General features: G+C 49.8%; 9 protein-coding genes. 4 read left to right on the plus strand and 5 right to left on the minus strand.

The annotated features are described in order from the left end of the window. Positions 1-25: 25 nt before the first annotated feature. Together CWI84_RS10220 and CWI84_RS10225 are read right to left on the minus strand one after the other, a co-directional pair. Entirely contained in the window at positions 26-1,801 is a 1,776-nt protein-coding gene (locus CWI84_RS10220; protein WP_198674512.1) for an alpha/beta hydrolase family protein, read from the minus strand. A 232-nt stretch (positions 1,802-2,033) separates the two neighbouring features. Further along, entirely contained in the window at positions 2,034-2,819 is a 786-nt protein-coding gene (locus CWI84_RS10225) for an SDR family oxidoreductase (protein WP_126842490.1), read from the minus strand. Positions 2,820-2,863: 44 nt separating this feature from the next. On the opposite strand from CWI84_RS10225, the gene rnhB reads away from it, so the two are divergent. Further along, complete coding sequence (gene rnhB, locus CWI84_RS10230) at positions 2,864-3,466, plus strand: ribonuclease HII (protein WP_126842491.1); 603 nt, start codon at positions 2,864-2,866, stop codon at positions 3,464-3,466. On the opposite strand, the gene argE is transcribed toward rnhB, so the two are convergent. Then, positions 3,443-4,603, minus strand: coding sequence for an acetylornithine deacetylase (argE, locus tag CWI84_RS10235; RefSeq protein ID WP_126842492.1), 1,161 nt, complete (start codon positions 4,601-4,603; stop codon positions 3,443-3,445). The two genes, rnhB and argE, sit on opposite strands and share 24 nt — an antisense overlap. 92 nt (positions 4,604-4,695) lie before the next feature. Further along, positions 4,696-5,274: an outer membrane beta-barrel protein gene (locus CWI84_RS10240; protein ID WP_126842493.1), complete on the minus strand. Its 579-nt coding sequence runs from the start codon at positions 5,272-5,274 to the stop codon at positions 4,696-4,698. A 172-nt stretch (positions 5,275-5,446) separates the two neighbouring features. Between CWI84_RS10240 and CWI84_RS10245 the strand changes: the two genes are divergently transcribed. From CWI84_RS10245 to CWI84_RS10255, 3 genes are all read left to right on the plus strand, one after another. After that, the gene (locus CWI84_RS10245) at positions 5,447-6,379 is read left to right on the plus strand and encodes an isopenicillin N synthase family dioxygenase (RefSeq protein ID WP_126842494.1); all 933 of its coding nucleotides are present in this window, start codon (positions 5,447-5,449) and stop codon (positions 6,377-6,379) included. A gap of 11 nt (positions 6,380-6,390) precedes the next feature. Next, positions 6,391-8,169: a bifunctional metallophosphatase/5'-nucleotidase gene (locus CWI84_RS10250; RefSeq protein WP_126842495.1), complete on the plus strand. Its 1,779-nt coding sequence runs from the start codon at positions 6,391-6,393 to the stop codon at positions 8,167-8,169. Between the two features lie 112 nt (positions 8,170-8,281). Further along, positions 8,282-9,469 carry a multidrug effflux MFS transporter gene (locus CWI84_RS10255; protein ID WP_126842496.1) on the plus strand — a complete coding sequence of 396 codons (1,188 nt, stop codon included), beginning with the start codon at positions 8,282-8,284 and terminating at the stop codon, positions 9,467-9,469. A gap of 802 nt (positions 9,470-10,271) precedes the next feature. Here CWI84_RS10255 and fadE read toward each other — a convergent pair. Beyond that, complete coding sequence (fadE, locus tag CWI84_RS10260) at positions 10,272-12,728, minus strand: acyl-CoA dehydrogenase FadE (RefSeq protein ID WP_126842497.1); 2,457 nt, start codon at positions 12,726-12,728, stop codon at positions 10,272-10,274. Positions 12,729-12,745 lie beyond the last annotated feature (17 nt).

Genomic DNA, 12,745 nt, shown 5'->3' on the forward strand with positions numbered 1-12,745 from the left:
GTTAGCACCCCTGGGTAGAGAAGTCTTAGATATGTTTTTCTAAGAAGTCGGTTATTGCGGAAAACGCCTTGATGCGATTCGGTTCGCTGTCTAAAAAGTGAGAACCATATTCAAGCTCAATGTATTGCACCGGCTTGTTCGCATTTTTTAGCTTTTCATAGATATTCTGCGACTGAGATGTCGACACACGAGTATCTCTATCGCCATGTATAAGCAGAATAGGATTTTTAACCGCATCAATATGGTGGACTAGCGAATTTTCTCGCATACGTTTAACGTCTGCTGGATTTTCTACGTTGCCAACCATATCTTGACGTAAAGAGTCCAACACGCCGAAAGCACGATCTTTGCTGACGAATGCTTCGATATCAGAGACACCAGCAACGCTCACAAAGCAGTTGAATTTCTCCGGCGTTTTGAAAGCCGCAGTTTCAGCAGCGTAACCGCCATAACTCAAGCCCACCATGCACATGTGGTCTTTGTCAATCCCGCCTTGTTGTAGAGCCCAGTCGACGGCTTCAATAACGTCGTCTTGCATTTTTAAGCCCCACTCTTTGTAACCGCTCGCTTCAAACGCCGAGCCAAAGCCCGCAGAACCGCGGAAATTTGGTTGAAGCACCGCGTATCCACGACTCGTTAATAGCTGTGCTAGGGGGTCAAAATATTTGTAATCACGAGCGGCTGGACCGCCGTGAGGCAATACGACTAATGGCGCCTTACCATCGGAATTAAGCGGGCGTGACAAATAACCCGTAATAGTCAGGCCATCTGAGGTTTTGAAGCTGAAATTTTGTTTAGTCGATAACGGCTTACCACTAAGATAGGGGTATTGGCTAAACCAAGGTTTTGCTGTGCCTTTATTCAGATCGACTAAATAATAGGTGCCCGGCATATTGTCGCGAATGCCGTAAACGATAACCCTCTTATTGTTTCGGCTTTTGGCGGCTACCGTGGCTTCAAAAGCCTTAAAGCTACCTTTAATTAATTGGTTCAGTTTATGGTCTTCCGGTTCGAAATAATGCTGTTCGAGATAGTCGTCGTAGTACCTCACACCAACAACTTTGTCGTTCTCCAAAATGACGCCTTCTAGATCATAGTTTTCATTGCTATATACTTGATCGGCATACACACCTTTTTTAATATCAAAGGTGTAAAGGGACATGACGCCCGTCTTATAGTCCGTTAGTACGTATGCTAAACCTTTATCAGAATCGAATGCGACAGGATTGAAAACAGCATTTTCACCCGCCTCGTACTCACCGATAACAGACCATTCCTCGGTCCCTGGTTGGCGATACCAAAACTTTCTTAAATTGGGATTTTCCTCTCCGTATGCCAGACCTAAAACCACTTCACCTTTCTGGTTGGCATACCACGAAGAGACTTTGTAATGGTTAGCAAAAAGCTTTTCGAAGTTGTTGTCGTAAATATTTACTTTATAAACGACCGGGTACTCGTCTCGCTCACTGTACCCTTGGAGTAGAATATGTTTCGGGTCGTCTTTTAAGTAGCTGATGACATTGGTTTTGCTCCGATAGCGAGCATAACGATCGTCGCGAGAAGCACGACTGCGGATTTCAGTTAAGTCCGAACCGTCTTTGTTGACTGCGTAAAGCTTTCCGAGCTTGAAATTTTTGCCGGCGATGCTCTCAACGTAGCTGGCTTTAACCAGCAAGCGTTCATTATTCGCCCAAGTCACTGACTCAATTCTTGATTCGCCTTTCTTAACAGTTACAACGTTAACGAGGTTGTTTTTATCGAACGGCGTCACCGCAACATTGTAGTTCTCGCCGTTATTCACCAATACAGCGATATAGTTGCCGTCAGGTGATACTGTTGGAGACTTCACCATGGGGAGTTGGGCAAAGTGTTTTACCGGTTGCTGAGCCGCTGATGCCATGGTGGGTGTAGCAAATGCTATGGCAATCAGAAAAAACCTTACGAACTTCATCGGAGTTATATCCTTTATTGTAATTCTAAAAAACAAAAAAATAACATTTGTTTATGTTTAAATAAAGTCATCGAAACATTTGTTAACGATTTGCCGTTAAACGTCGTATTAGTCCCGGAAACCAACGTTGTAGGGTCGGTGCGAGTTTGCTTAAGCCTTTTGCGACCACTACTTCGGCCTTGTTTTTTTGGATTGCGGTAACAATTTCTTTGGCGCATTGTTCCGCACTGATGCCGGAGGCATTGTCTTGATCGGCTTTACCACGTGCAGAGCCATCGCCAGTGAGTGCGTTGTGGGCAATTTGTGTATGCACAAAACCCGGAAGAATAGACGTACAAACAATGCCGTGTTGTTGCATTTCGGCACGGATACAGTCCATGTAGCCCAACACCGCAAATTTAGCCCCTGAGTAGCCACTGCGCATTTTAGTGCCGACTTTTCCCGCCACACTAGAGACCGTCACAATATGTCCTTGTTGGCGTTCAACCATTTGTGGCAATAGCCATTGAGTGAGTGCGACCACCGCAAAGTAGTCGACTTCCATCAGTTGGCGGTAGACAGGCATAGCAGTGTCTAACGCTAGGCTGCGCTGGGATATTCCGGCGTTGTTGATGAGAATGTCGATATCCACGCCCTGTAGCGCTGCTGCGGCGGTTTCTACTGCTTGTTCAGGTTGGCTAAGGTCTAATGCCAGTACCTGATGTTGAGCGGCGTTTGGCAGGCTATCGCGCAATTGCTCAAGGGCCTGCTGATTGCGCGACGACAGAATCAGTTTGGCGCCATGTTTGGCCAGTTGCTTTGCTAAAGCTAGGCCGATGCCGGAAGATGCACCGGTTAACCAAATGGTTTTATCTGCTATTGCTGTCATTGTTGGATCTCGCATTTTCGGTTAATGCTAAGTAACATACACCGATGCCAAAAAGCAGTCACGAGAAGTCTATGGAATGGATATGTGGAACCGATGAAGCGGGTCGAGGGCCAATCGCAGGCCCAGTTGTCGCTGCTGCGGTTATTCTTGATCCGGCGAAACCCATCGTCGGGATTAATGACTCTAAAAAATTGAGTGAAAAAAAGCGCCAACGTTTAAGCGACGAGATTAAAGCCAACGCCTTGTATTGGGCAATAGCACAATGTGATGTCGATGAGATTGACCAGCTAAATATATTGCATGCCTCCATGCTGGCCATGCAACGAGCTGTGGAAGCGTTACCGGTTGCCCCGACGGAAGTATTGGTGGATGGTAATCGGCTGCCCAAATTAACTGTCCCCGCCCGTGCTATTGTCGGCGGCGATGCGTTGGAGGAATGCATTGGAGCAGCGTCAATTTTGGCAAAGGTTGAGCGAGATCGGCAGATGCTGGAGTGGCACCAGCACTTCCCCGACTATGGTTTCGATCGCCACAAAGCCTACCCAACGGCATTTCATTTGGCGCAATTACAGCACTTTGGTCCTTGTAAAATTCACCGCCGCAGCTTCGCACCAGTGAAAAAGCTACTCACAAACGCGGCGAATTAATTCTCGAATTTGCTGCTGAGCCGGATCGATCTCTGCCAAAGTGATAAATTCATTGGGCTGATGCGCTTGGGCAATAGAGCCCGGCCCCATAACGATAGTGTCACAACCCAATTGCTGTACGAACGGTGCCTCAGTGCAATAGTTTACCGCAGCGGCGGTTTCACCACTCAACGCTTCAGCGAGCTGTAACCAAGGAGACTGGTCAGGACAAGCGAACCCCGGAATGGGTGGATGCATATCAATGATTTCAATGGCACCGGGATAGCGTTGTTGGATGCCGCCCAGTTGCTGTTGAATGAGGCCGCTAAACTCCGCCAGATCCATGCCAGGTAATGGGCGTAAATCGATATGTAGCTCACAGCAGGCGCAAATCCGGTTGGCCGCGTCGCCGCCGTGGATATGACCGAAGTTCATGGTTGGATAGGGGACTTCGAAACTTGGCTGTTGATAGCGCTGTTGCAAATGCTGGCGCAACGTTTTTAGTTCACCAATAACTTCATGGATGATGTCGATGGCATTCACTCCTGCCGCGGGGTTTGAGCTATGGCCACTTTTCCCGATCACTTTTACCGCGTTGGTTAGGTGTCCTTTGTGCATTTTAATAGGCGCCATGGAAGTCGGTTCGCCAATCACCGCAAAGTCGGGTTTAAACGCAGTAAACGCGTTGAGCTCCCGAGCACCCGCCATGGTGGTCTCTTCATCTGCGGTGGCTAAAATCGTCAATGGTTTTTTCAGGGCGTTTATGTCGACACTTTTGAGTGCTTCGATGACGAAGGCAAAAAAGCCTTTCATATCGGCTGAGCCCAGCCCATACCAGCGATTATCTTTTTCGGTGAGCTTAAATGGATCAAATTGCCAACGCCCTTCATCCCAAGGAACGGTATCGGTGTGTCCCGATAGCAATAATCCTCCTTGGCGTTCGTTATGCGGCTGATAACGGGCCAGCAAATTATATTTACCAGGACTCGTGAGCAACGCCTTAACCTCGACGCTAAAGCCCAATGATTCAAGCCACTCAGCCAGTTGGTCAATAACGGGTTTATTACTGGTGTCCCAACTCGGGTCGAGACACGACACCGAAGGGATTGAGATTAAACGCTGATAGAGCTGAAAAAATGACGGTAGGTTAGCTGACATAAGCGGCTCGTTAACTGACTATGAGACATCCTTGTCAGCATAGCCTGAACCGCGTTAATTGAATAGAGAGTTTGCTTCTAAGTTATGTACGATTAGAAGCTATAGCGCGCGTTAATGCCCCATAGGTCGCCAAGTTCGGTCTCTGCAAAATCGAGCCCAACTGACCATTGACTATTAAGCATCATGCGTGCGCCAATATTGGCTTGTAGATCGTCATCACCATCTGTGTAATCAATCCAACGCGTGCCGGCATGAAACTCGAACATATCGATACGTTGGCTAATGTTCGCTTGCACGCCATAAAAGCTGCTATCGGCTGCGCCAAAATCTACGCGACCCGCTGTTGCGCCAAGGTCTAAACTCAGGCCGTCGGCCAACCCGCGTCCAAGCGAAAAATACTTTCCGGCAGATACTGCGAAGCTGTCTGGATCGCTGCCGTTGTCGGCATCCGCGCGACGGTAGTAGCCAGAAACAAAAATATCGTTGCCGATATCGTAACTGCCTTGAAGACGAATGCCGTTGTCCGCTGGAATGTCATCGAAGTCTTCGATGGCGAATTCCGCATAGGTTTTGCTGCTGCCGGCAGACTGCGGTGCTTGTTGTGCAAACGCACTGTTGGCAGATAGTGCTGTTAAACCAAAAATGCTGGCAATAACGAATGTCTTCTTCATGTTGTTAATCCTCATATTGAGAAATGTCCTATTAAGGTACCTGTTCAGACGCTCGTTCTCGACGCTGAGTTCAGGCTTTTACGAAAGCTTTACTTTGGGGATTTTGCTTGTGCTTTGGCATCTGAATTTTTAGACTATGCAGCCTAGACAGCAATACTGATACAGGTACCCCATGCATTCCATACCGCATATCGATATGCGCCATTACCAGCAGCAATTTGAAGCCTTTGCTGACGAAGTCGGCGAAGGCTATGAGAAAAACGGTTTCGTGGCGTTAACTCACCACGGCATCGACCAGGCAATCATCGATAACGCCTTAGATGCCACTCGAGAATTGTTCGACTTACCTGAAGCGGTTAAGCAGCAGTATTTTATCGAAGGGCAAGGTGGCGCGCGTGGCTACACGCCGTTTGGAACAGAAATCGCCAAAGATGCTAAGCATGTGGACTTAAAAGAGTTTTGGCATGTGGGACGCGAAGTTGAAGGTAAACCACCATATCCACAACTGCTGCCAAACATTTGGCCACAAGAGTTACCGCGCTTTAAGCGCGATATGTTGGCATTGTATGACGCGTTAGACGAGCTGGGTAACCAAGTATTAGAGGCGTTAGCGGTTTATTTGCAACAGCCGCGAGATTTTTTCCGTTCGCGCGTTAACCAAGGTAACTCTATCCTGCGTCCGCTACATTATCCGCCAATTATTGACGAAGGTACGCCATCAGTGCGTGCCGGAGCGCATGAAGATATTAATGTGATTACCCTGTTAGTCGGCTCACGCGAACCGGGTTTAGAAGTGCTTTCTAAAGAGGGGCACTGGATTCCGGTGACAATTATAGAAGGCGCGATCATCTGTAACGTGGGCGACATGTTACAGCGCCTAACCAACTACACCTTGCCGTCAACGACGCATCGAGTGGTTAATCCGCCAGCGCCTTACAGTAGCCAATCACGCTATTCGATCCCGTTTTTCCTACACTTTAATCCTGACGTCATCATTGATCCGTTAGCTAGCTGTGTCAGCGAAGATAATCCGAAACGTGATGAGGCGATTACTGCGGATGACTATTTGATGCGGCGATTGCGTGAAATCGGCCTCCTGAAATAAGGCATTGAGGTATGAAAAAACTATTCCTAATTGGCTTAACAGCCATTGCAAGTTGCATATTGTTGAGCAGTTGCGCGAGCACATCAACGGCGCCCAAGGCACCGTTAGATTTAACCATTATTCACATGAACGACCACCACAGTTCGCTGGACCAACGGCCCCTTAATATCGAGTGGGGCGGTCAAACGTGGGTAGCAGAAGCGGGTGGAGTCGGCCGCGCAGTCGCGATGATTAAAAAGTTGCGCAAGGAAAACAGCCCTGAACTGACGCTGCATGCTGGTGATGCAGTGACCGGTAGCTTGTATTACACCCGCTTCGGCAGCAAACCTGACGCGACCTGGATGACGCAGGTTTGTTTTGATGCTTTCACCATCGGTAACCATGAGTTTGACCACAGTGATGCGGGACTAAAAACCTTTCTTGACCAGCTACAAACGCCGAGCTGCAAGATCCCAGTATTGAGTGCTAATACGCAACCCAAGGTGGGCCAATCTGCACTCACGCCAAAGGGGCCGTGGGATAGCTTCAAACCCTACACCATCGTCGAGCGACAAGGTGAGAAAATTGCGATTATTGGCTTAACCATAGCGAATAAAACCAAAAACTCGTCGCAGCCAGACCCAGAAACGCAGTTCTTTGATGAGACTGCGACAGCAAAGCGTTATGTGGCAGAGTTACAACAGCAAGGCATCGAGAAAATCATTCTGTTAACGCATTGGGGCTATCAGAATGATTTGGCATTGGCCAAAGCCGTACCTGCAATAGACGTGATTATTGGTGGAGACTCACATACCCTGCTCGGAAACTTTGCCGAGTTTGGGTTAGACAGTAAAGGCCCATATCCGACCATCGAAACCAATGCCTCTGGACAGCCTGTATGCATTGCTCATGCTTATCAATACGCGTTAGCGGTGGGTGAGTTACATGTGCAATTTGATGGTAAGGGCAATGTCGCCTCATGTAACGGCCAACCCCACATGCTGTTAGGTGACATTAAACCTGAGCAAGGCATGGTAACTACCTTAGAGCCGGTAAAAAATGCGCTAGAAGCGAGTGGTGCTTTTACCTTTATCGCGCCCGATCCAGCAACGCAAACAATGATCGATGGTTATGCGGAGAAACTGTCCGCTTTTGCCAATGAAGTGGTGGCTGACGTTCCTCAAACCATTTGTAAGCAATCCGTCGGAGAACCCCGTAAACCAGGCTGCGCCGCGGGTATCAGCTCTGGTGCGCACCGAGTCGTCGCGGAAGCATTCTTACACGCGGTACCGGACGCCGATTTTGCTATTCAAAATGGTGGTGGGGTGCGCGCCGATATCCCTGCCGGACCACTGAGCGTGAAGCAAATTTTTGAAGTACTGCCGTTTGCCAATACCTTGGTGAAACTGAAAATTACCGGTGCCGAATTCAAACAAGCAATGGAACAAGCATTGACTTACGCCATTACCCCAGATGGCTCGTTTGGCGCCTACCCATATGGCGCTGGTATTCAGTACAGCGTTAATATGCAAGCCCCTGAGGGTGATCGGGTAAGTAACTTAAAAGTGTGGGATAAGGCCACCCAAAGCTGGCAAGGTATTCGTCCACGCCAAACCTATACCATGGTGACAAACAGCTTTATTGCCGGCGGCCAAGATGGTTGGCGGACATTACGTACTATCGCTTTAATGGGGCGGGCAACTAATACCCAAATCGATTACGCCCAGTCGTTGGTGGACTACGCGCGCGACATCAAGGTGTTGAAGCGGCCAACGGAATTTGCCACGCAAGCCTATCAAGCCGCAAAGTAACGGCTGATCAAAGCTCGGCAAAGGGCCGTATAAGCCTTTAGCGCATAACTATCAGGCGGTTAGCCCAACGGCGACCGCCTTTTTCATTTCTCCTGACGTTTAGGGTAAAACCATGCAATACACTGTGTCTGACACAGCAAAATTTGATTTAACCGTGGTGATTCTGGCGTTGCTGACAGCATTTGCACCACTATCGATTGATATGTACCTGCCAGCCTTTAATGCGATTGCTGAGAGTTTCGGTGCCAAAAGCGACCAAGTTCAGCTATCGTTAACGGCATTCTTTTTTGGCTTATTCATTGGCCAATTACTTTACGGTACCGCAACCGATAAGTTTGGCCGTAAGCAGCCGCTGTATTTTGGCCTAGTGATTTACATCGTTACCTCATTGGCTTGTGCTTGGGCGCCAAATATAACCACGTTAATTATCCTACGCTTTTTACAGGCAGTAGGAGCCTGTGCGGGAATCGTAATCGCCAGAGCAATGGTTCGCGACATGTACACGCCGCAAGCCTCAGCGCGGGTGTTTTCGTTCTTGATTTTGGTGATGGGCGTAGCGCCGATATTAGCACCGTTATTTGGCGCTTACATCGCTAAAGGGTTCGGTTGGCAAGCGATTTTCTTGATGATTGCGGCAATCGGCTTTTTCTGCTTACTTGCCGTACGCTATAAACTCCCGGAAACCCGCGGCGCTAACTATGATGTTAGGATGCGTGAGAGTGCCACCACCTATTGGTCGGTGCTAAAAGATCCAACGTTCCTGCGTTTCTCACTCACAGGCGGGATTGCCCAAGCCGGATTGTTTGCATACATTACTGGTTCCCCCAAGGTTTTTATTGACGTATTTGGCCTTACGCCAGAACATTACAGCTGGTTATTCGGCCTAAATGCTTGTGGCATCATTGGCTTTTCGCAAGTGAATGGTTGGCTGCTAAAGCATTACAGTGCCCGAAAAATTCTTAATGTCTCATTACCCATCTTGGCCACCGTTTCAGTATTGATGTGGACCCTAGCAGCAACGATCGGTAATTTCTGGGCCATCTTAATTCCACTGTTTATGTTTATCGCCACACTTGGCTTAGTATTCCCCAATGCCATGGCTGGCGCCCTAGCCGAACAAGCCGAGCGTGCCGGCTCCGCATCCGCAGTCACCGGCAGTTTGCAATTTCTTATTGCCGGATTCGCCAGTATGGGCGTCAATCAACTAGGCCTCTATAGCGACTTTGCCATGTCTTGGACAATCGGTAGCTGCGGATTAGCCTCGGTACTCTGCTACGCGCTAATGCGCAAACCCGAGTAACCGCGAGCTTTTTATGCCTGCAAATTCTTTACTGCGGCCCTAGGCTTGGGCTCGCGGCATCGTCAGGGTTGGGGAAAGCTCGGGGTGTGGGCGCTGGGGTGGTGAGTGCTCAGCGTCCCGCCGGTTCACGGTGTCTCCGGTAAAAAGACGCTCGAGCCATCCATGGCCGCTCAGTCTCTGGCCCTCCCTGGCCAGAGATGCTTTTTACCGGAGCCCCCGCGCCCCAACGACACGCCAATCAATATCGAGGAAAACGCGCCCACACCCCGAGCCCAATAGGTGCGGAGAAGCGATGCCGTCCACCATCGCGGAAAGCCGCAGTAAAGAAGTATCAGCCTTTATCGGTTAGCTTCAGACAGCCCGTTTGGGGTTGGTTGTTCTCTGCCACGGCGCGCTTGGTGTTGCATCGGCATCGCTTCTCCGTAGCCCTAAGCTTGGGGTGTAGGCGCGACGCCTCCCACATGTAATGCACAACGTTGGGGCGCGAAGCTGGGGAAAAAGTATCTCCGGCCATGGACGGCCGGAGACTAAGCGCCTCATGGATGAGCTTGAGCGGCTTTTTCCCCAGCTTCGTGAACCGGAGGGGTGCCGTGCAATGACCCTCTGAGCGCCTACACACCACGCGCCCTCCAGCCCCTCACGATGCCGACGTACCCAAGCTAATCGCCGTGGTAGAGAACAAGCAACCCCGAGCCTTCCCTCAACCCTGACGATGCCGCGAGCCCAAGCCTAGGGTCGCGGTAAAGAATTGGCAGGCACAAAAAAGCCCGCGGTGAAGCGGGCTTTTGCTTAGCGGGGTGCGTTATGCGGCCGCTTCGCTTTTATCGGCATGCTTGAGTGCATACTCACGTGCGGCTTTGCCGGCGAGCAGATCGGCTGGGTCGAAGTCATCAACATTGATGACTCGTAGGCGGCCTTGCTCTGCACGTTTTAGCAACTCTGCTTCTTCTTGGTTAATCACGCCTAGTTCTAAGCCTTTGTCGGCTAGTGCGTCTAACTGAGTGAAGCTGAAGCGCTGCTTAGCGGCTTTACAGATTTTGTCATAAAGCGGCTCGGCGGCGATCATGTCACGCAGCGTTTGCTCTAGGAAGCCAAATTGACCTTCTACGGCTAAGAATTGGCCTGCGCCTAAGCGCTCACGGCTTTCGTTTGGCGCCATTAGCAAGCGAGCAACTTTATGGTCCGTTTTGTCGCTTGGACGGCGTGCAATGCGGCCTAATGGATACATGATGACTTTCATCAGGCTTCCAACTGCACCGAAGTTATCTAGCAATGCGAGTTGGCTTTCTTGCAGCTTGTATAAGGTGTCTTGCATTGCCCAGTGCATCAGCGCTAGATCTGACGGTTGACGGCCTTCGTCATCGAAACGTTTCAAGGTTGCAGAGGCTAAGTACAAGTAGCTCAACATATCCCCTAAGCGGGCAGAGACACGCTCTTTGCGTTTCAATGAGCCACCTAATACACCCATCGCGACATCAGACAATAGTGCCAAGTTCGCGCTAAAGCGGTTCATCTGCTTGTAGTACTGCTTGGTTGAGTCACTGAATGGCGCTGAACTGAAGTGGTGACCACCAAAGCCAAAGAACAGCGAGCGAATAAAGTTACTGAAGGCGAACCCTACGTGACCAAAAATGGCCTTATCGAATTGCTTCAAGGCGCTGTTGCCCTCTGCAGAAGAGGCTTCCATTTCTGCCAACACATAAGGATGGCAACGAATGGCGCCTTGGCCGTAAATCATCATGTTACGGGTTAGGATGTTGGCCCCTTCAACGGTAATAGCAACTGGCACGCCTTGGTAGCCTCGACCTAAGTAGTTATTTGGACCTAAGCAGATGCCTTTACCGCCATGCACGTCCATCGCGTCATCCATACAGGCGCGCAGCTTTTCGGTCATGTGATATTTGGCAATGGCTGAAATGACTGAAGGTTTTTCGCCTAAATCGATAGCTGTGGTCGATAGGGTGGTGACCGCATCCATCAAGTAAGCATTACCACCAATCCGCGCCATGGCTTCTTCCACACCTTCCATTTTACCAATCGGCAATTTGAACTGGCGGCGAATGCGCGAGTATGCGCCAGTGGCGAGTGCGATAGATTTGATCCCGCCGGCACTGTTCGAAGGCAAGGTAATTGCACGACCAACAGACAAACACTCAACCAGCATACGCCAGCCTTTGCCAGCCATCTTCTGACCGCCAATGATATAGTCCAACGGAACGAATACGTCATTACCACGGATTGGACCGTTCTGGAATGGCACGTTCAGCGGGAAGTGACGACGACCAATTTCGACGCCTTTGGTGTCCCGAGGAATCAACGCACAGGTAATGCCGAGCTCTTTCTCGCCACCCAACAAGCCGTCAGGGTCGTACATTTTGAATGCCAAGCCAAGAACGGTGGCGACCGGCGCTAGGGTAATGTAGCGTTTGTTGAAGTTCAGGCGTAAACCGACGATTTCTTCGCCGTTCCACTCGCCTTTACAAACAACCCCGCTGTCGGGAATCGCACCAGCATCTGAGCCAGCTTCTGGGCTGGTTAGGGCGAAACATGGAATCTCGTCACCCTTTGCTAACCGCGGCAGGTAATGGTTCTTTTGTTCTTCGGTGCCATAGTGTTGCAATAACTCGCCTGGGCCTAAAGAGTTAGGTACGCCGACGGTACTGGCTAAAACGGTGCTTACGCCAGCAAGTTTTTGCAATACGCGTGATTGCGCGTAGGCAGAAAATTCGAGACCGCCATATTCTTTTTTGATGATCATGGCGAAGAATTTATTGTCTTTCAGATACTGCCACACGTGTTCCGGCATGTCCGCCAACTCATGGGTGACTTCCCAGTCGTTCAGCATTTTACACACTTCTTCGACCGGTCCATCTAAAAACGCTTGTTCTTCTTTACTCAAGCGTGCTTTAGGAATGTTATGCAGGTTCCGCCAATTGGGGTTGCCGCGGAATAATTCACCTTCCCACCATACGGTGCCTGCCTCAAGGGCGTCACGTTCGGTGTCAGACATTTCTGGCATGACCTTGCGATAAGCGCCAAGTAATGGCTTAGTTAGCAACGTTTGGCGGATTGGGGTAAAGTTTAGCGGCACTAGCAGTACGGCTAAAATCGTCCACAATACAGGGCCGACAACACCCAAGTATTGGCCAACGGCGAACATGACCACCAGCCCAAGGCTGAAAGTCAGTAATTTACTACGATGGTACGCCAAAATAGCAGCGACCAATACAGTAGCGATGATCCAAAGTGCGACACTCATGTTTTTATACTCCGATT

Source organism: Idiomarina tyrosinivorans (assembly GCF_003987475.1).
Classification (GTDB): Bacteria; Pseudomonadota; Gammaproteobacteria; order Enterobacterales; family Alteromonadaceae; genus Idiomarina; species Idiomarina tyrosinivorans.